The sequence below is a fragment of the Paenibacillus tengchongensis genome (assembly GCF_008973665.1).
Classification (GTDB): Bacteria; Bacillota; Bacilli; order Paenibacillales; family Paenibacillaceae; genus Paenibacillus_AQ; species Paenibacillus_AQ tengchongensis.
The window spans coordinates 131,203-152,195 of record NZ_WACP01000015.1 but is presented as its reverse complement, the minus strand read 5'-3'; the positions used below and the strand labels follow the sequence as shown (position 1 = coordinate 152,195).

Here is a 20,993-nt window from a genome sequence, read left to right as displayed (position 1 = left end):
GAGATTTCATGAGAACGCCCATCATTATAGATTGCGATCCGGGGCATGACGACGCGATTGCGATACTGCTCGCGCTGGCCCATCCGGAACGCCTGGACATCAGGGGGATTACCACGGTCGGAGGGAATCAGATTCTGGAGAGAATCACCGATAATGCCCTGAAGGTGCTGAGCTTTGTGGACGCCGACATTCCGGTGGCCAAGGGGGCGGCCGGACCGCTGCTCGGCAAGCTGGTGACGGGTGCAGAAGCGCACGGTGAATCCGGCATGGACGGTCCGGCCCTGCCGGCAAGCCGCTTTAAGCCGGTGGAGCAGGGCGCGGTGGAATTCATGCTGGAGCTGCTTCGCGCCTCCGAGGAGAAGATTACGCTGGTGCCGCTGGCGCCGCTGACCAATATTGCGTTGCTCATTACCGCCTATCCTGAGGTAAAAGAGAAAATCAAAGAGATCTCGCTCATGGGCGGCGGCTTGGCCTACGGCAACGTGACCCGTACGGCGGAATTCAATATTTACGTAGACCCGGAAGCGGCCCGCATCGTGTTCGATTCCGGCATCCCGATTGTAATGAGCGGGCTGGATGTGACCGATAAGGCAGCGATCTTCCAGGAGGAGATTGATGAGCTGAAGACGCGCGGCCCTGTATCGGTGCTGGTCGGCGAGCTGCTCGATTTCTATTCCATCTACGGCCGTAAAATGGGCTACGTCGGCAACGCGCTGCATGATCCGTGCGCGGTCGCCTGGCTGCTGCAGCCGGAGCTGTTCCGCTCAGAGCGGCTGCATGTCACGGTGGAGACCGAGGGCAAGCTGACCCGCGGCATGACCGTGGCCGATCGGCGCAAGAAGCCGGAGCAGCCCGCGAACGCGGAGGTGCTGCTGGATGTGGACCGCGAGGCCTTCATGCAGCTGCTCTTTACTGCGCTGGAGCGCCTGGACCGGGAGCAGCTGCTAAGACAGGCTCCTGCGGGAGGAAGCTGATTATGGCAGGATGGGAGACGCTGCAGGAAACGGTGCGGCTGGAGCTGATCCAGCGGATGGAGGAAGGCTGCCGGGCCGGCGTTCTGGCTGAGCGGCTGGCGGCGGCCGGAAGCGACGAAGGTAAGCTGATGGAGGTCTACCGGGAGCTGATGGAGCTGACGGTAACTGAGGACTTCCCGTACCGGGAGCCTTCCGGACTGGAAGAGATCCGTGCCTTGCGTCCGCAAGGGCCGCGCAAGCTGGAGGTTGACTATATGCCGGAACAATGGCGGGACAAATTCTACGGCGCCTGGCTCGGCCGCAGTGTCGGCTGTGCGCTCGGCAAGCCGCTGGAGCACTGGGATTATCTGTACGGCAAAGACGGGCGTACCGGCTGGGAGAATGTCGAGCTGTGGTTCCGCGGTGCGGACGCCTGGCCGATTAAGGGCTACACGCCGGGGCATTCCCGGGCGAAACAGGAATACGGCCTGGGCTTAAGCGCCTGGTCCTTTACCAGCACGCAGGAAACGATCAAGTACATGGAGAGCGACGACGATATCCGCTATACGGTGCTCGGTCTGCTGCTGCTGGAGGAGAAAGGGCTGGACTGGGATGCCTGGGACATCGGCAAGCTGTGGCACAAGCACCTGACGTACAGTCAGGTCTGCACAGCGGAGACACAGGTCTACATGAACTTTGCGCAGGAGACCTCGCATATGCACGGGGAGAAGCCGGCGGATTGGCGCGCGCGGCTAGAGCGGGTGCGGATGCATCTTAATCCGTACCGCGAGTGGATCGGCGCGGCCATCCGCGTGGACGCGCTTGCCTACGGGACTGCCGGGCGGCCCGAGCTGGCCGCCGAGCTGGCCTGGCGCGACGCTTCGTTCTCCCATGTGAAGAACGGCATATACGGCGCGATGTTTAATGCGGCGATGATTTCCGCCGCCTTCGCCGGACTCGGAAACGAGAAGCTGCTGGAGATTGGCCTCAGCGAAATTCCGCATACCAGCCGGCTGGCAGCCGATGTGCGCTTCGGGATGGAGACCGGCGCCGCTTCGCGCAGCGAACGCGAGCTGGTGAGCCGGATCTGGGACCGGTACAGCCACTACGATCCGGTTCACACGAATAACAACGCTGCGCTCGTTGCCGCCTCGCTTGTCTATGGCGGAGAGGATTTCGAGAAGGTGCTGGTCACCGCCGTTCAGGGCGGGCTGGACACCGACTGCAACGGGGCGACCGTCGGCTCGCTGATGGGAGCGAAGCTGGGGGCAGCGGCGCTTCCGCCGCAGTGGACGAAGCCGCTGAACGACACGCTGTATGCCGACCTGCCGGGCTTTCATCCGGTAGCCATCTCGGCGTGTGCAGAGCGGAGCTATCAGGTATTCGAGAAGATCCGCCGCCATTAAAAAGCAGATGCGGATTACCCGCCCGCGTATATCAACAAGGACGTTCAGGCCCGGCCGGGCCTGGCGTCCTTGTTTGCTTTTATTAATAATTGGCAACCGATCTTCCACATTCTAACTCTTGTGTGTTAGCATAACAGTGAGTTCAGCGGCTGATGTATTACCTGTATAGGGTGGATGAAAGGAGAGATTCGGATGCTGAAGGTTGTGCTGGCGGACGATGAGCCGTGGGTGCTCGAAGGCTTGAGATCCATGGTGGACTGGCGCAAATACGGGTTCGAGGTTACCGGTGAAGCGCTCAACGGTCCGGATGCAGTGAGGCTGATTCTGGAGGAGAAGCCCGACCTCGTGCTGACCGACATCAATATGCCCGTACTCAGCGGGCTGGAGATGATTGCGAAGCTGAATGAAACAATGGCGGAACCGCCGAGATTCGTCATTCTGAGCGGTTACGATGATTTCCATTACGCCAAGGCAGCGCTGCGCCAACGGGTGTTTCAATATTTGCTGAAGCCGATCGACGATGAGGAAATTGAGGACATGCTGTCCAGAGTCAGTACTGACATTCAAAATGAAATCGGTTCCAAAAAAGAGGAGGCCCAAAAGCGGCTGCTGATCGCCAGCAGCCTGTTCAACCGGCTGGTCCGCGGCGAGTACCCGGAGCAGCTGGAGGATGCGGCGGCTGGCCTGCTGGGCATCCGGCCGGATACGGAGGTTGTCTTCGCGCTGCTGGGCACCTCCGGAGATCCGCTGGAGCTGCACAGGCTGGCGGGGGAGTGCTTCCCGCCGGGTACGCTCCGTACCGTTGCCGATGATGCAGGAAGAAGCGGTATCATTGTGCATTCAGCCGGGCTGACGGCGGAATACCTGGATGCTGCGTTTAGCCAGGTGTCGCGGGAGCTCACGGAGCGGCTGCAGGAACCGGCCGTCGTCTTCCTCAGCCCCCGGATGAGGGGCGCCGGGGCGCTGCGGGGGCTTTACACACAGACGCTGGAGACGTGGAAGGTGAAATGCTGCCGAGATAAAGGCGGGGTTATTTATTGCGAGCACCGTAAAAAGGCCGATCCGGCGGAGGAGCCGCAGGGGAGCCTCTTTGCCGAGCTGCTGGAGAAGGTAAAGTGCGGTGAGGCGGCAAAGCTTCCGCCCGCGGTGAAGCGGATATTCACCGCTCTCGCCGAGCAGGGCGTTGATATTCCGGCTGTCCAGTCGGCCGTTGCCGATCTGGAGATGAGCTTCTGCAGGCTGGCGTCGGAGCTGAACGGAGACCCCGGGCATGTGCTGAACGGGCTTCAGCCGTTATACGGGGGGCTTGGCAGTATCGCGGATTATGCGGGGCTGAGCCAGTACGTACAGGAATTGTGTCTGCGGACGGACGCTTACCTGGGCGAGCTGCGCGAGGCCAATGAGGGCAATACGATCTTTAACGTGATTCAGTATGTTGACCTTGAGTTCCGCAATAAGCTGCAGCTTCAGGATCTGGCCCGGCAGTTCCATATGAATGCGGCTTATCTGGGTCAGCTGTTCCGCAAGGAGACCGGACGCAGCTTCAGCGAATATTTGAACGAGAAGCGGATCGAGGCCGCCAAAGGGCTGCTGAAACGGACCCAGCTTAAGATTTCCGATATTGCGCTTCAGGTCGGATTTACGAATACTGACTATTTTATCGATAAGTTCAAGACGGTTGTAGGGGTCGTGCCTTCCGTCTATAAGAATGGCGACCACAGCAAGCAGCACTAAGAACTCCGGGGGCGTAAGCGAATGGCGAGAAGAAAACTCCGCTTCACCAATATCGTGAACAATATTCCACTGAATTATAAATTTTTTCTGATTAACATTGTCGGGGTGCTGCTGCCGATTATGGTCATCAACCTGATGTTTCTGGACCGGATCACCGATCTGATCCGGTCGCGGGAGCAGCAGAACCTGGAGATTTCGCTGGAGCGTGCGCGCAAGGATATCCGCGATTACATTGAAGGCGGCATTGCGGTCAGCTACACCCTGGTCTCGGACAAAAATCTGTATGACATGCTGGACCGGACCTATGCGGATTCAGGCCAATTCTACAATACCTTTGACGAGCAGCTCCGCGACCGGATGAACAGCTACATGCCGGTCAATAACCAGATTGAACGGATTACCGTATTTACGGATAACCGGTCTATTGTGTCCGGGGGGAATTACCAGGTGATGAACAGCAAGGTGTGGAGCAGCGACTGGTACCGTCAGTTACAGAAATCCGATAATGCATTGATTGTGAGCGCTTACCGTTCGGCAGACGCCGCCAATCCCAATCTTTCGGTTCCGAATCTCAGCATTGTGGAGTGGATGGATAATTATCCGGGTCTGGATCAATATGAGAAGCTGCTGCGGATCGACCTTGATCTCAATGAAATTTATGATGTCATTGTCCGGGAGAAGAATTATCTCAGCCTCTATCTGGTCAACGGCCAGAATCAGATCATTATGTCGGAAGAAAGCGGGTATCAACGGATGACCGATGATCCGTATCCGCTGTTCAAGCTGCTGGACGAGCAGAATCAGGATGGCCAGAAGCAGGAGGTGCACGAGGCGGCCATCAGCGGTGCCAGTTATCTCAAGGGCTGGCGGATTATCGGCATCACCCAGGGGGAGCGGCTCACGCAGGCGGTGCTGGATATCCGGCTGTATGCCGCTTTTCTGGCGACGACGGTGGTTCTGTTATCCAGTTTATTCATATACGTCATGCTGAGATCCTACAACTACCGGGTGAAGCGGCTGTCCCGCCACATGCACAAGGTATCGAATGAGAAGTTCGAGCTGATTGCCATCGATGAGGGGCGCGACGAGATCGGCGGTCTGATCCGCAATTTTAACAATATGACCACCCGGATCAACTCGCTGATCAACGATGTGTACAAGCTGGAAATCACCAGCAAGAATCTGGAGATGGAGCGTGTCCGGGCGGAGCTGAACTTCCTGCAGAGCCAGATGAACCCCCATTTCTTGTTCAATACGCTTAATGCTATTCTGGTCGTCTGCACCAAAAATAATTATTCCGATGTCACCGACATCGTGAAGAGCCTGTCCAAGCTGCTCCGGCGGCTGCTCAGTTGGAAGGAGGATCTGGTGTCGCTGCAGGAAGAGGTGACGTTTATCGAGATGTACCTGAAGATCGAGAAGTTCCGCTTCCGCGATAAATTCGATTACCAGTTCGAGATTGAAGAGCAGTCCCTGGATTACAAAATACCGAAGCTGAGCATGCAGCCGCTGGTGGAGAATGCCTGCAAGCACGGCTTGCAGACCATTGAGGGGCTCGGCATTATCCGTATCAGAACGGCCGTTGAAGACAACCGGCTGCAGATTACGGTTTCGGATAACGGCAAGGGCATGGAGCCCGAGCGGCTCAAGGAGCTGCTGGCCGCCGTTGCCAGCGAGGAATCCTCGGGGGCCAACATCGGGCTTCGCAACGTATACCGCCGGCTGGAGCTGAATTATGCCGATCAGGTGCGGTTTGATATTGTCAGCTCTCCGAATCAGGGCACGGCAGTGACCTTTGGCATACCGCTCCGACTGCTGCGCAAAACCAATGAAATCTAGAAAGAGGGGATATTCTGTGGCCTATAAGGTATTGCTCATCGACGATGAACCGAATGCGCTTGAAGGCCTGCTGCTCCTGGACTGGGCAAGCTTGGGCTTTGAGGTCTGCGGAACCTGCGGCAACGGCCGGGACGGACTGCTGCAGATACAGGAGCTGGAGCCGGACCTCGTCATCACCGACATCCATATGCCCCTGATGAACGGCCTGGAGATGATCTGGGCCTGGCGCAGTCAGGGCGGGCGGGAGACCAAGTTCGTGATTCTAAGCGGTTACAGTGAATTTGAATACGCCCAGACGGCCATCCGCTATGGAATCAGCCATTATCTGCTGAAGCCGATCTTCCCGGAGGAGGCCGCTGAGGAGCTCTTGGAAATCCGCCGCGAGCTGGAGCAGTCCGAGCGGGGACGGATGATGAATGAACTGGTGAAATGCGGTGAAACCACGGCACTGCTGAAGCGGCTGCTGTTGGAGCAGCCCCTCCAGCAGTCTGATGCCCGCTTGCTCTCCAAGTTGAACGAAAGATCCGATAACTGGAAGGTGTGTCTGGTGGAATGGGAGCCGGAGGAGTGCCCGGGGCTCCGGGAGAAAGCATCGCTACTGCTGGCCGGCGACGCCCCGGTCTACCTGCTTGACCAGGAGGAGGGGCAATTATGCGTCATTTGCGGAATATCGGGCGATTCTCCGGCAAGCTTCGGTCGCCTTGACGAGCTGCGCCGGGAATATCCCGGCGCAGCTGTCTATATCGCTGCCGGAGCTCCCGTACATATGCTGGAGCGGATCGCAGACAGCCTCCAGACGGCGCGAATCGCGCTGCAGCATTATTTCTACCAGCCCGAAGCATCCGGTTTAATGGAGTATGAGGCTGTCTACGAGCGGCCGTTCAGCAGCCGTTATGACCATATCCGGCTGACAGATGCGCTGATGAGCGCCGTCAATACGCTGGACGTTGCCGGGTTCAGGCTGGCACTGGAGACCGCGGAGGAGCATTTCCGCGTGGAGCTTGTTGCCCCTGAGGCGGTGCGGAAATTTGCCATTCATCTGCAATACCGGATGCTGGAGGCCGTTTCGGATGTGGATGGCAATCCGTTCGGGGACATGCTGGCGGACATCCGCGGGGCCGGCCTGCGGAATACGTCCATATCGCTCTCCGGGCTCATGGGGCAGCTCGCATCCTTCGGGGAAGCGGTAATCGGTCTTCTGGTTCAGGAGCGGCAGGACAGCTCCCATGGAACTGTCGGCGAGATTAACCGCTATATTGGGGAGCATTACCGCGAAGCCTTGACCATCCAGAAGCTGGCTGAAATCTTTTATTTACACCCGGTTTATCTGGGTCAATTGCTGATCAAGAAGAACGGGATGAACTTCAACGAACAGCTGCACGGCCTGCGGATCGGAGAAGCCGCGCGCCTCCTGCGGGAGCAGCCGCAGCTTAAGTTGTCGGAGATTTCCGAAAGGGTAGGATATGCAAATTACAGCCAATTTCTGAAACAATTCGAAAAGAAAATGAAAATGGGCCCTAATGAATACCGCCATGCAAAGACCTAAACTTTTTGGGGGTACACCTTTAATTCAGCCGTATTTTAGGAAGATTACCACCTCTATAATTTATACATGTAAGTGCTTACAAATAACGGTCAAACATGGAGGTGCTTTATGGGGGGCAAGACGAAGAGAACGTTCAAGGTTTCCCTAATGCTGATGCTTTCCCTCAGCTTCGCGCTGGCGGGCTGCGGCGGCAACAACAATAACGGCAACAGCTCATCCGCCGGAGAAGGCGACAAGAGCGGAAATGCGGCAACGCAGACAGCAGGATCGGATGCAGGCAGCGATAAGGTAAAGCCGTTTGAGGTCAGTGTGTTCATCGGCGCAGCCGGACAGCAGCCTACACCGGACAACAAGATTTACAAGAAGATCAAAGAAGAAACCGGCGCAACCTTCAATATGGAATTCCTCGCCGGGGACATTAACCAGAAGCTGGGCGTTATGATTGCCGGACAAGACTATCCGGACCTGATTACCGGGAATGCCAAACTGGTTACAGCTGGCGCCTATATTCCACTAGAAGACCTCATTGAAGAACACGCACCAAATTTGAAAGCGCATTATGCAGATTACTGGAACATGATGAAGGACCCTAGCGACGGACACATCTACGTTCTCCCGAACTACGGGGTATATAACGGCAAGGTGAACAGTTCATATTATTCCGGGCCGGCCTTCTGGGTTCAAAAGGCCGTACTGAAGGAATTCGGCTATCCGAAGATCAAGACGCTTGACGAGTATTTCGATCTGATCGCCAAATACAAGGAGAAATATCCGACCATTGACGGTAGCCCGACTATCGGCTTCGAAATTCTTAACTACGACTGGAAGAACTGGGGTCTGTTCAACCCGCCGCAGCATCTGATCGGACATCCGAACGACGGCGGCGTGGTGGTTAATGACGGCGTAGCAGAAATTTTTGCAGATAAAGATTACGCCAAGAAGTATTATCAGAAGCTGAATGAAGTGAACGAACGGGGTCTGCTCGACAAGGAAACCTTTGTCCAGAACTCTGACCAATACCTGGCGAAGCTCTCCAGCGGAACGGTTCTCGGCATGTTCGACCAGCACTGGAACTTTGGTACTGCCGAGGATGCGCTGACCACCCAGGGCAAGATTGAGCGCACTTATGTCGGTCTGCCGCTCGTATATGATACCGCTACCAAGGATTACTACCGTGACCGTCCGGTGCTGAATCTGAACAACGGCTTCGGCATCAGCATCAATGCCAAGGATCCGGTCAAGATCATCAAGCTGCTGGAAACGCTGATTTCCGAAGACTGGCAGAAAACCCTGGCCTGGGGTATCGAAGGCGAGGACTATTACCTCAACGAAGAAGGCCGCTTCATGAGAACACAGGAGCAGCGTGACCAGGCTACAGATGCCACCTGGCAATTAGCAAACAAGGCCAAATCCATGTTCGAGTACCTGCCGAAGATTGAAGGCAGCTACAGCGACGGCAATGCTACCGGTCCGGCCGAGCAGCCGGAAGAATACCAAGCGGGTCTGAAGCCTTATGACAAGGAATTCCTCGACGCTTACGGCTTTCAGACCTACGTAGATTTCTTCAGCGAACCGCCGCAAAATCCAGTGTACTACCCTGCCTGGTCCATTGACCTGATCGACGGCTCTGACGCGAAGATCGCCAATACAAAGCTGAACGAACTGTCCACGAAGTTCCTGCCACAAGCTATTCTGGCGAAACCGGCTGATTTCGACAAGGTATGGAACGATTACACTTCCGAGATCGGCAAAGTGAATATCAAAGCCTACGAAGACAGAATCAACGAGCTGATTAAATGGAGAATCGACAACTGGAGTAAATAGGAAACGGCTCTCTTGTTTGATACCAGAAGGTGGATAGCCGTACCCCGGCTGTCCACCTTCGTCAAATTAATCAATTGTGTGGGGAGATAAACATATATGGCAGAGACCTTGACGCAACAACCCGTCGCGCGGCCTCCCAAGAGAAAGAAGGAGCGGCGCTTTACCTGGAAGCAAATCAAGGATCAGCGGCAGCTGATCTGGATGTCTGTACCTTTAACGCTTTATATTATGCTGTTTGCCTATTACCCGGTCTGGGGCTGGACGATGGCCTTTCAGAATTACCGGCCGAACAAGAGCTTCGGCGAGCAGGAGTGGGTAGGCTTCAAGCAGTTCCATTTCTTGTTCACCGACGATAATTTCATCCGGGTACTCCGCAATACGGTTGCCATGGGCTTTATCAACCTGGTGCTCGGGTTTGTCACCGCGATTATTCTGGCGCTCCTCCTGAATGAGATCCGCAAGGTGCTCTGGAAGCGCGTTGTACAGACGATCTCCTACCTGCCGCACTTCCTGTCCTGGATTATCGTTACAGGCATTGTCGCTACCTCCCTCTCGATCAACGACGGGATTGTCAACATTGTATTAATGAAGCTGCATATCATCAATGAGCCGATCCTCTGGCTCAGTGAAGGCAAATATTTCTGGGGCATTGTCGGCGCCTCGCATGTATGGAAGGAAGTTGGCTGGAACACGATCATTTACCTGGCTGCCATCGCTTCCATAGACCCTGCTTTGTATGAAGCCGCAGAAATCGACGGAGCCAACCGCTATAAGAAAATGCAGTATGTTACCCTTCCGGGCATTAAGGGGACGGTTGTCATTCTGCTCATTATGTCCATCGGCCACATTCTGGAGGCAGGCTTCGAGGTACAGTATCTGCTTGGCAACGGACTTGTTGTGGACTGGGCGGAGACCATCGATATCTTCGTGCTTAAATACGGGCTGGCCCAAGGAAACTATTCACTTGCCACTGCAGGCGGTATCTTCAAGACCGTCGTCAGTATAACGATGCTGCTTTTGGCCAACGGAGTGGCGAAGCGGCTAGGGGAAGAGAGGCTGTTATAGACTATGGACAACCGACAAATTAGCCCGCAACCCAATGCAGGTATCAAGTATCGAAAAAACTCGGGTATCGGACGGCTTGAACCTTTCCTGTTCACTACGTTCAACACGGTCTTCATGATCTGTCTGGTAATCGTGACTCTATATCCGTTCCTGAATACGATCGCCGTTTCATTTAATGTCGGCAATGATACGATCCGCGGGGGGATTTATTTATGGCCCCGTGAATGGACGACGCAGAATTACAAGGCGATTTTTGCCTCAGGCTACGTGTACGACGCTTTCTTCATCTCGGTGGCGCGTACCCTCATTTCGACGCTGCTGAACATATTTCTGACCACCATGCTGGCCTATACGCTCAGCCGTAAGGATTATGTGTTCCGCAAGGTGATAACAGTCATCTTCGTGCTTACGATGTACTTCAATGCCGGCCTGATTCCGAACTATTTCCTGATCAAGGACCTGCATCTGCTGAATACCTTCTGGGTCTATGTAGTTCCCTCGATGATCAGCGCCTTCAATCTGATTGTTATCCGGACCTATATTCTGACACTGCCGGAAGCCTTGATCGAATCGGCCAAGATCGACGGAGCCGGCGATTTTAAAATTTTCTGGCGTGTCATCTTCCCGCTCTGTAAGCCCGTACTGGCCACGATCGCCTTGTTCGTCGCCGTGGGAGCCTGGAATGCCTGGTTCGATGCCTTCATCTATACCTCGTCCAGACAGCATTTGAGTACGCTGCAATACGAGCTGATGAAGCTGATCTCTTCAACGATGAATTCCAACGCCAATCCGAGCGTGGCGCACGGATCCGGTATGACTGCAGAGTCGGCGCGGGATATGGTTACACCAATCTCGATCCGTGCAGCAATTACGGTAGTGGCATCTGTACCCATTCTGCTGGTGTATCCGTTCCTGCAGAAGTATTTCGTGGTCGGCCTCAACGTCGGCAGCGTAAAGGAATAGCCTTTCCTGACATGATTTCAGAAATGAAAGGAACGTATGAGATTCAATGAAGAATTCAGTTCTGGAATATAGCAACCCGGTCATTCCGGGCTTCTACCCCGACCCGAGCATTGCTCGGGTCGGGGATGATTATTATCTGGTCTGCAGTTCGTTTGAATATTTCCCCGGAGTGCCGATCTTTCACAGCCGCGATCTCATCCATTGGGAACCGATCGGTCATGTGCTGGACCGGCTGAGCCAGCTTGACCTGCGCTCTGCCGGCAGCTCGGACGGCATTTATGCGCCGACGCTCCGTTATCATGAAGGCGTCTTTTATATGATTACGACGGATGTGCGTGGAATCGGGAACTTCTATGTGACAGCATTTGACCCGGCAGGGCCCTGGTCAGACCCGATAACCGTTCCTTATGGGGGCATCGACCCCTCTCTGATGTTCGACGATGACGGCAAGGTATATGTCACCGTACAGCAGGGAGCGGACCTGGAGTCCCATATTATCCAGTACGAGATAGACGTCCGGACAGGTGCGGCTTTGACCGAGCCTGTGGTGATTTGGAACGGGGACGGCGGACCATGGGTGGAGGGGCCGCATCTGTATAAGATCGGCGGCCTGTATTACATTATGACCGCTTCGGGCGGAACTGCCAAAGAGCACCGCGAGATTATCGGTCGCAGCGTCTCGCCGTACGGCCCGTTTGAGCGCTTGCCGTATCCGGTTCTGACCCATAACCGGCTGGATGATCATCCGATTCAGTATCTGGGCCATGCCGATCTGGTTATCGGCCCGGACGGCGGCTGGTGGGCGGTATTTCTCGGTGTGCGGCTGGGCGGAGAAGGCTTCAGCGTCCTGGGCAGAGAAACGTTTCTGGCTCCGGTAACCTGGACGGAAGAGGGCTGGCCGCAGATTGATAACAATGAAGGCACGGTGGCACTGGAGATGAAGGTGGCGGGCCGGAGTGCGGCAGGCTCAGCCGTTCCGACGGCTAAAGATTCAGAGGCTGCGGTGCCGGACACGGATACATCGGATCAGTTGGTTGAAGCTCTGGGGATGGGATTCGCGGATAAAGCTGCGGCTCCAACTCGCTATGCCGTGTCCGCTGCACGTATAGATTTCGCGGATGCGGCGTTGCCGCCGGAGCTGACGTTCCTGCGCAATCCGGCGGAAGGCAGCTGGTCGCTGAGCGGGCGTCCGGGCTGGCTGGCGCTGCACGGACTGCCGGGGGGTTTAAGCGACCCTGCCGTACAGGTGGCTTTCGCCGGCCTGAGGCAGCAGCACTTCACCTGCGAGTGTACCACGCTGCTGGAGTGGGCGCCTGCGCAAGAAGGGGAGGCCGCCGGGCTGTGCATCCGCATGAACGAGCGGCAGCACTATGAGATTGTACTGACCCGACAGGAGGGCAGGGAGATCATTGCCGCGTATCTGACCGTGCGGGGCGAGACCCGTCTGGCAGGAGAAGCCGTGTTCGCCGGCGGGCCGGTCTATCTGCGGATTGCCGCCACACCTGATGAATATAGGCTACTGTACTCGCAGGATGGAGAGGCCTGGGCAGAACTTGCCGGTGCCCAGGCCTATGATCTCTCGCCGCAGGCGGCGGAGGGAAATGCTTTTACCGGCGTTGTGTTCGGTATATATGCGACGGGCGGCGGGCGTCCGGGCCTTCACCCGGCTTACTTCAACTGGCTGGAGTACCGGGGAGTCTAACTAAACAGGAGGTATCCGATTTGAGAGAACGAGACAGCTTCAGCGAACCGGCGCTTAAAGCTATGTTCGCCGAAGATTTCCATATTGGCGCTGCGGTAAATCCGCGGACGATCAAGACTCAGGAGCAGCTGCTGATCCATCATTTCAACAGCATTACTGCCGAGAACGAAATGAAATTTGAGAGCCTGCACCCGCTGGAGGATATATACCGCTTCGGCGCTGCCGACGAGCTGGTGATATTTGCACGGGAGAATCACTTGCAGATGCGCGGCCATACCCTGGTGTGGCATAACCAGACCTCCCACTGGCTGTTTCAGGACGGCAAGGGAGGCGCTGCGGACAGGGAACTGCTGCTGGCCCGGCTGAAATCGCATATCAATACGGTGGTGGGACGGTACAAGAATGATATTTATGCCTGGGATGTAGTCAATGAAGCTGTGGCCGACGAGGGAGAAGAGCTGCTGCGCCCCTCGAAGTGGCTGGAGCTATGCGGACCTGATTTCATCGCCAAGGCGTTTGAATTCGCGCACGAGGCCGATCCGCAGGCGCTGCTGTTTTACAATGACTACAATGAGTCGAATCCGCTGAAGCGGGATAAAATCTTTACTCTGCTCAAATCACTGCTTGACCAGGGAGTACCGGTGCACGGCGTGGGGCTTCAGGCCCACTGGAATCTGTATGATCCTTCGCTGGATGAAATCCGTTCGGCGATCGAGAAATATGCTTCACTGGGCCTTACGCTGCAGCTTACAGAGCTGGATATGTCGCTGTTCCGGTTCGATGACCGCCGTACCGATCTGACGAAGCCGCCGGCGGAGCTGCTGGAGCTGCAAGCGGAGCGCTATGCCGCAGTCTTCAAGCTGCTGCGGGAATATAAGGAGGTCATCTCGGCTGTGACCTTCTGGGGCGCCGCCGATGATTATACCTGGCTGGACCATTTCCCGGTGCACGGGCGGAAGAACTGGCCGTTTCTGTTCGACGAGCAGCACCGGCCGAAGGCGGCCTATAACCGTCTGCTTCAAGGAACCCTGCAAGGAGGAAAGGGCGATGAATAAAACCGCCGGGTACAGAGAATCCGCTGACAGCGGATATAAGGCCTGGCTGGGCTACCGCCCTCTGGAAGACGGACAATCCGGGCAGTATGGGAAGTGGTGTGCCGCCGTGGCCGCAGACGAGCAGCATCCGGTGGTTCAAAGGGCTGCGGCGGAGCTGGCTGGGGCAGTCGCCTCATTCACCGGCCGGACGCCACAGCGCACCGCAGCCGTTGAGGGGCCATGCATCGTTATCGGTACCTTCGCGGAGGGACCGGAGGTGCTCCGCCGGATGTTCGATGCGGACACCGCCGGACGGCTCGGTAATGAAGGCTTCGCGATCCGCTGCAGTGAAGCAGAGGACTGCATCGCCGTCGCCGCAGCAGGGCCGACAGGCGTGCTGTATGGCGTGTTCCATCTGCTGCGGCTGATGGCTGCCGGACGTCCCCCCGCAGAGCTGGATGTACTGGAGCAGCCCGCAGCCCGGCTGCGGATGATCAACCACTGGGACAATTTTGACGGAAGCATCGAACGGGGGTACGCGGGCCGCTCGTTCTTCTACGCAGACAACCGCTTTCTGAAGGACTTCGCACGGGTACGGGATTACGCCCGCCTGCTGGCATCGGTGGGCATCAACGGCATCTCGGTCAACAATGTCAATGTCCACCGGCTGGAGACGCTGTTTATTACGGAGCGTTACCTGCCCGATGTCGCGGAACTGGCCGGTATCTTCCGGGAGTACGGCATCCGCCTGTACCTCAGCGTGAACTATGCCAGCACGCTGGAGATCGGCGGGCTTACGACTGCTGACCCGCTGGACCCGCAGGTGCGGGAGTGGTGGAGGCGGAAGGCCGAAGAGATCTACCGCTTTATCCCTGATTTCGGCGGCTTTGTCGTCAAGGCGGATTCGGAGAACCGCCCCGGCCCGTTCACGTACGGCCGGGATCACGCCGACGGGGCCAATATGCTGGCCGAGGCGCTCGCGCCTTACGGCGGGCTGGTCATCTGGCGCTGCTTCGTCTATAACTGCAAGCAGGATTGGCGCGACCGCAAGACGGACCGGGCCCGGGCGGCCTACGATCACTTTAAGCCGCTGGACGGGAGCTTCCATGATAATGTCGTGCTGCAGATCAAGAACGGTCCGATGGATTTCCAGGTCAGAGAGCCGGTATCCCCCTTGTTCGGTGCCATGGAAGAGACTGGGCAGGTGCTCGAATTCCAGATCACCCAGGAGTATACCGGTCAGCAGCGTCATCTGTGCTATCTCGTTCCCCAGTGGAAAGAAGTGCTGGATTTCAATACATGCGCGGCAGAGGCGGATGCTTCGGTGAAGCGGATCGTCGGCGGAACGCTGTACGGCCGCAAGCATAACGGGATTGCCGCGGTAGTCAATGTCGGCAATGACGCCAACTGGACGGGACATCTGCTGGCGCAGGCCAACCTGTACGGATATGGCCGGCTGGCCTGGAATCCCGGACTGGGCGCGGAGGAGATCGCCGGGGAGTGGATCTCGCTTACGTTTGGCGGCGATGAGCGGCTGGTAAAGGCTATCGGTGAAATGCTGCTCGATTCCTGGGGCATTTATGAAGCCTATACGGCTCCGCTGGGCATCGGCTGGATGGTCAATCCGGAGCATCATTACGGCCCTAACGTCGACGGCTACGAATATTCGCAGTGGGGAACCTACCATTACGCCGATCATCACGGCATCGGAGTTGACCGCACGGTGCGCACCGGTACCGGCTACACCGGCCAATATCCGCCGGCAGTAGCCGGGATTTATGAATCTCCGGATTCCTGCCCGGATGAGCTGCTGCTCTTCTTCCACCATGTACCGTATACCCATGTGCTGAAATCCGGCAAGACGGTCATTCAACATATTTATGATACGCATTTCGAAGGTGCGGAGCTGGCGGCACAATTTGTGGAGAGCTGGCAGTCGCTTGCCGGCGGAATGAATGAAGGATTGCATTCCCAGGTGCTTGCGCGTCTGGAGGAACAGGCGGAGCATGCCAAAGAGTGGCGTGACCGGATCAACACTTATTTCTACCGCATCAGCTGCATCCCCGACCAAGATGGTAGAACAATCTATTAAAGCGGGTGCAGCCCGTTAATTTTATCGCAGATGGGTCCGTATCCCCCCGCGCCATTCCCTTGGTGCGGGGGGATTTGCGTTGTGCAGAAAGCAGCAGCAGCAAGGGATGCTTGTTGTTTTTGGAACATTACGGATAATTCCGGCTGCGGCGTGCATCCTTATAAGGATTCTGCTCTCCTATAGGTCTGATATATTAATTTTCAGGAAAATGATGACACAGCGGTTAAAATGCCTTATTATTTAAAGAGATTTTTTATAAAACAGTTTTAAAATATTTGTAGTACACTGTTCGGGGGAACAAGACTAATCTTGGCGGGTTGGAGGTGGGACTACATATGCTGACGCTTCAGGAAGTAAGCAAGAGCTTTACGCAGCGCGAAGGCAGCTACCAGGCGGTCCGGGGAGTATCGCTGTCGGTAGAGGCCGGCTCTATCCATGGTATTATCGGCGCAAGCGGCGCCGGGAAGTCGACGCTGCTGCGGCTGATGAATCTGCTGGAGCGGCCCGATGAGGGTATGGTCCTGCTGGAGGGCAGACCGCTGACGGAGCTGACGGAGCTTGAACTGCGCAGGGAGCGCCAGAAGATGGGCATGATCTTCCAGCAGTTCAATCTCGTGGCCAATGCCACGGTGAGCCGCAATGTGGCCATACCGCTGGAGCTGTCCGGTTATCCGCGCAAGGAGCGGAGGGACCGGGTGATGGAATGCCTGCAGTTCGTCGGCCTGGAGGACAAGGCCGGGCAGTACCCTGCCCGACTAAGCGGCGGCCAGCGCCAGCGCGTGGCAATTGCCCGGGCGCTGGCCAACGGGCCGAAGCTGCTGCTGTGCGACGAGCCAACCTCGGCGCTGGACCCGGCGACGACGGCCGACATCCTCGGTGTGCTGCGGCACATCAACAGCTCCCTGGGGGTGACAGTCGTTATTGTCACCCATGAGATGGACGTGGTGCGCAGCATCTGCAGCCATGTGTCCGTCATGGAGGAAGGGCGCATCGTCGATTCCTTCTCGCGCCGGGAGGAAGACTTCCTGCCGCCGGCCGGCCATTCCGGTTCCTACCGGGAGCAGATTACGGGTAAAGCGGGTGGAGTCTATGTTTGAGAGCCTGCAGCAATACGAGGCGCAAATGTGGGAGTCTATCCGCGAGACCTTCGTGATGGTCGGGGTGTCCATCGGCGCGGCAGTGCTGCTGGGGCTGCCGCTCGGCACGCTGCTTTATTTCACCCGCAAGGGCCAGCTCTACGAGAACCGGAGTTTGTCGGCGCTCTTGAATGCGGTCGTGAATGTGGTCCGTTCCTTTCCGTTCCTGCTGCTGGTCGTAGCGCTGATTCCGTTCACCCGCTTGCTGGTGGGTACGGCTATCGGCACGATGGCCGCTACGGTGCCGCTGTCGATTGTGGCCATCGCCTATTATTCGCGGCTGGTGGAGCAGTCGCTGCTGGAGGTTCCGCGGGGAACGCTCGAAGCGGCGCGCGCGATGGGCGCCTCGCGGACCGCGCTGATCTTCAAGTTTCTGTATGTGGAGGCCCGCTCGGGGCTGGTCCTTGGATTGACCGCGTCCACCATCAGCTTCATTTCCTTCTCGACGGTTATGGGAGTGGTCGGAGGCGGCGGGGTCGGCGATTTCGCCATCCGTTACGGCTACCAGCGCTTCGAGACGGAAGTCATGGTCTATGCAATTGTTGTGATGATTGTGCTCGTGCAGCTGATCCAATTTACAGGCAGTACCGTGGCCAGACTGCTCGACAAACGCTGATTGAAAGCTTATCCGTTCAGTACCACAAATAACATAGTTCAATGGGGGTTATCTAAACCAATGAAAAAATCACTGCTCGCCTTGTTCACCCTGCTTGCGCTCGTCGTCTCCGGCTGCGGCAACAACAATAACAGTAACGCTCAGGAGAACGCCGCGCCTTCCGCAACGGCGGCTCCCACAGAGGCTGCCGGCTCCTCAGAACCGGTGAAGATCAAGGTTGCCACGCTCATTCCGCCGATGACCGATATTCTCGACATTGTGAAGCCGCTGCTGCTGGAAGACGGAGTCGATATGGAAATTGTGGTTCTTTCCGACAATGTGCAGCCGAACGATGCGCTGGCCAACAATGAAGTGGATGCTAACTTCTTCCAGCACGTTCCTTACATGGAGCAGTTCAATGAGAGCAAGGGCACGAATCTCGTTCCGGTGCAGCCGGTATACGACGCTATTTACGGCGGGTATTCCAAGCAGTACAAGTCGGTTGAAGAGCTACCTGAGGGGGCAACACTGGTGATGGCCAACGATCCTTCGAACATCGGCCGCTCACTGCAGATGTTTGCCGATGCCGGTCTCATCTCGCTGAAGGAAGGCGTAGGCATCCAGGCGACGCAGGCGGATATTACGGAGAATCCGAAGAACTTCAAGTTTGAGGAAGTGGACCTGCTGATGCTGGCCCGCATGTATGACGATGCCGATCTGGTGGCGATGACTCCCGCCTATGCCAGTCCGCTCGGACTGACGCCGAAGAAGGATGCCCTGATTACTGAGCGCAAGGACTCCGAGTTCACCATTACCCTGGTGGCGCGCGAGGACAACCAGAATTCGGATGCGATCCAGAAGCTGGCGCAGCGCATCAGCGGTCCGGAAGTGAAGAAATTCCTCGAGGATAATTACGCGGACATCGCGGTTCCCGCTTTTGAATAAGCCGGCGGTTGTCTGCCATTAAGGCTCCATCTTTATCAACCCTGCAAACGAAGTCGATTGCATACAATTAGGATACCTGCCTTCGTAACTGATTCGGAACAGCCTGGATAAAGACAGACGGAGGGGGCAGAGTCGGAGTGCGTGCAAGAGTACGGGGGAGCGGTGCGCTGCAAGTGCTAACGGACAAAAGTCCGTTAGAGATAGTAATTGGCCGAGATGCGGATTTAAAGGACATGAACGACCGTCAGAAATCACAATTCTCTCGAAAATTCCACGGTCATTTTTGACCGTGGAATTTTTTTCGCCCGCACCCATTACACCAACCATCACCTCACCAGCCATTTCGCCTGTAACCAACCTGCGCCCAGGAAGACAGTCCCGTTATTTTGCAGCAAAAATAATTGCCTCCCGGGTCACTGTTGCGCCGGCATTGTCCTCAACCGTTTCACTGTAGCCTTGTCTCCCGTCTTTAACCAAAGTTGCGCCGGCGGGTATCGTTTGGATGATGTCGCCTTTCTCTTTGGTCCGGACATTGTAGAGGTAGTATGCTCCATCCTTCACCCTCAGCCCAGTCTGGCTCACATCAGCCTCATCCGGTTCAGTTGCACTCGTCCCAGTCTCACTCGACCCGGCCTTATCCGAATCAGTCTTATCGGAATCGGTCTGTTCAGCTTCCGCACCAGCCGGCATGCCGGAATACACCGTATAAGTTCTAAGCACGGCTACCTGCTCGTCCATCCAACCCGCTACTTCCAGTGAAGAGCCCTCCACGTAATCCTCAGCCTCGAGCGTGCCCAGCGGCTGCCCGTCGGGGCTGTAAAACTGGATTCTCTCGGGCGCAATCTTCATGTAATCAATATCGATATCTAACATCCGGTTGTCAATGTTATCCGCCTGCTCCATCCAGGCCACCGAGCCTTTCGGGCTCCATTTGATGAATTCGGAAGGTGTGCCACCCTCCAGTGTTACCGTATTCAGTCGTGTCCCCTCACTGTCGTAGAAACCAACCGTGCCGCTTTCATCGTCAAATGCGAAGTGGTCGAAGGACGGCGACAGGAAAAGAGAAGGAACCCCGGTCGTCGAATGGGGGATGACCTGGAATTTCAGCGGATGAACGTTATCCTCGCCTGTTTTGAAATTATAGAACCATACATTTCCCAGGTAGCTTTGCATGAACAGCGTCTGTTTCTCCGCATTCCAGTGCGTTTGATAGAGATAGTCGTAATTGTCGGTGAGCGGCCAGAAATTTTCACGTACCCGTTCAATGGAGCCGTTCCCGCTGTCATAGACGGATAGATGAAATTGCCCCGCATCGGCGGTAAGCTCCGGCTCAAGAAACAGCAGGCGTCGTTCATCTAAAGGATACAGCGGTTTATAACTGCCAATAAACGCATTATTCCACCGGTTGTTCGAATCGTTCAGCTGTTCGCTCCAGATCACTTCAGCTTCATCAGAAGCGGGAGCATGGGCGACCAAGGCATTAATCATATGGTGATCACCATAAAAAAGCTGCATGCTCACATACGTCATTCCATTCAATTCGAGAACGGTTCCGCCGCTGATGCTGTATTGGTCATTTCGCAATCCTGCCGGTACAGCGACGAGGGATCCGTCAGCATTCCGCTTGGTTTCAAAAGTTAAATGTTCGATCTCGGGTGAGGCCCACAGCACTTCTTTCAATTTAGCCGTGATCGGCTCCGGAACCGTGTACCCGCTATAAGGAGCCTCCATATCCATCAGCATGGCTTGTTCTTCGTTCTCCTTAATCCACAGCCGAAAGGTATGCATCGTGCCGTCTGCTTCCCCAACCACCATCTCATAATCCGGTATACCCGTATCCAGGATTCCTTCGATCCGCTCCGCGCTATGGATGGCTTTCATAAACAGATCAATGTCATCCTGATCTGTGAACGGGATTTCAACATCCACGGATTCATGCGTAAGCGTCAGCGATTCGGCAGACAGCTGCGGCAATTTCTCCCTGTGTGCCACCGGCTCCAGGTGTGCCGGGCTAGGTGATGGTTCGGCGTTCCCGGCCGCACTGCAGCCTGACAGCAGGGCTGCCAAAAAGGCGACAGTAAGTACAGCATTGGTTTTATTCATGCAGGCACTCTCCTATGTCATCTCTATCATTGGACGGAAGAAAAAGGATAAAGTTG

15 protein-coding genes are annotated in these 20,993 nt (G+C 56.2%); 14 read left to right on the top strand and 1 reads right to left on the bottom strand.

The window, feature by feature from the left end; all coding sequences use genetic code 11:
• Window positions 1-8 precede the first annotated feature (8 nt).
• The 14 genes from F1381_RS22635 (at window position 9) to F1381_RS22570 (ending at window position 18,834) form a co-directional block, all read left to right on the top strand.
• Window positions 9-974 (top strand): nucleoside hydrolase, encoded by a 966-nt coding sequence (locus F1381_RS22635; RefSeq protein ID WP_151737116.1) that lies wholly within the window; start codon window positions 9-11, stop codon window positions 972-974.
• 2 nt (window positions 975-976) lie between these two features.
• Complete coding sequence (locus tag F1381_RS22630) at window positions 977-2,359, top strand: ADP-ribosylglycohydrolase family protein (RefSeq protein ID WP_151737115.1); 1,383 nt, start codon at window positions 977-979, stop codon at window positions 2,357-2,359.
• Between the two features lie 174 nt (window positions 2,360-2,533).
• On the top strand, window positions 2,534-4,093 hold the full coding sequence (locus tag F1381_RS22625) for a response regulator (protein WP_151737114.1): 1,560 nt from the start codon (window positions 2,534-2,536) through the stop codon (window positions 4,091-4,093).
• A gap of 21 nt (window positions 4,094-4,114) precedes the next feature.
• Window positions 4,115-5,932, top strand: a complete 1,818-nt coding sequence (locus F1381_RS22620; RefSeq protein WP_151737113.1) for a sensor histidine kinase — start codon at window positions 4,115-4,117, stop codon at window positions 5,930-5,932.
• A 16-nt stretch (window positions 5,933-5,948) separates the two neighbouring features.
• Window positions 5,949-7,478: a response regulator gene (locus F1381_RS22615; protein ID WP_187355526.1), complete on the top strand. Its 1,530-nt coding sequence runs from the start codon at window positions 5,949-5,951 to the stop codon at window positions 7,476-7,478.
• A gap of 108 nt (window positions 7,479-7,586) precedes the next feature.
• On the top strand, window positions 7,587-9,302 hold the full coding sequence (locus F1381_RS22610) for an extracellular solute-binding protein (protein ID WP_151737111.1): 1,716 nt from the start codon (window positions 7,587-7,589) through the stop codon (window positions 9,300-9,302).
• Window positions 9,303-9,398: 96 nt separating this feature from the next.
• Window positions 9,399-10,367, top strand: coding sequence for an ABC transporter permease (locus F1381_RS22605; protein ID WP_150269218.1), 969 nt, complete (start codon window positions 9,399-9,401; stop codon window positions 10,365-10,367).
• 3 nt (window positions 10,368-10,370) lie between these two features.
• A complete protein-coding gene (locus tag F1381_RS22600) occupies window positions 10,371-11,330 on the top strand; it encodes a carbohydrate ABC transporter permease (protein ID WP_151737110.1) in 960 nt (319 codons plus the stop codon).
• Window positions 11,331-11,376: 46 nt separating this feature from the next.
• The gene (locus F1381_RS22595; protein WP_151737109.1) at window positions 11,377-13,032 is read left to right on the top strand and encodes a glycoside hydrolase family 43 protein; all 1,656 of its coding nucleotides are present in this window, start codon (window positions 11,377-11,379) and stop codon (window positions 13,030-13,032) included.
• 62 nt (window positions 13,033-13,094) lie between these two features.
• Entirely contained in the window at window positions 13,095-14,087 is a 993-nt protein-coding gene (locus F1381_RS22590) for an endo-1,4-beta-xylanase (RefSeq protein WP_151737154.1), read from the top strand.
• A complete protein-coding gene (locus tag F1381_RS22585) occupies window positions 14,080-16,158 on the top strand; it encodes an alpha-glucuronidase family glycosyl hydrolase (RefSeq protein WP_151737108.1) in 2,079 nt (692 codons plus the stop codon). The genes F1381_RS22590 and F1381_RS22585 overlap by 8 nt, the downstream gene beginning before the upstream one ends.
• A 335-nt stretch (window positions 16,159-16,493) precedes the next feature.
• The gene (locus F1381_RS22580; RefSeq protein WP_151737107.1) at window positions 16,494-17,255 is read left to right on the top strand and encodes a methionine ABC transporter ATP-binding protein; all 762 of its coding nucleotides are present in this window, start codon (window positions 16,494-16,496) and stop codon (window positions 17,253-17,255) included.
• Window positions 17,248-17,910, top strand: a complete 663-nt coding sequence (locus tag F1381_RS22575) for a methionine ABC transporter permease (RefSeq protein WP_151737106.1) — start codon at window positions 17,248-17,250, stop codon at window positions 17,908-17,910. Before F1381_RS22580 ends, F1381_RS22575 begins: the two co-directional genes overlap by 8 nt.
• A gap of 60 nt (window positions 17,911-17,970) precedes the next feature.
• Entirely contained in the window at window positions 17,971-18,834 is an 864-nt protein-coding gene (locus tag F1381_RS22570; RefSeq protein ID WP_151737105.1) for a MetQ/NlpA family ABC transporter substrate-binding protein, read from the top strand.
• A 381-nt stretch (window positions 18,835-19,215) separates the two neighbouring features.
• Here the strand turns inward: F1381_RS22570 and F1381_RS22565 are convergent, their stop codons facing one another.
• The gene (locus F1381_RS22565; RefSeq protein ID WP_151737104.1) at window positions 19,216-20,937 is read right to left on the bottom strand and encodes a YhfM domain-containing protein; all 1,722 of its coding nucleotides are present in this window, start codon (window positions 20,935-20,937) and stop codon (window positions 19,216-19,218) included.
• Window positions 20,938-20,993: the final 56 nt, after the last annotated feature.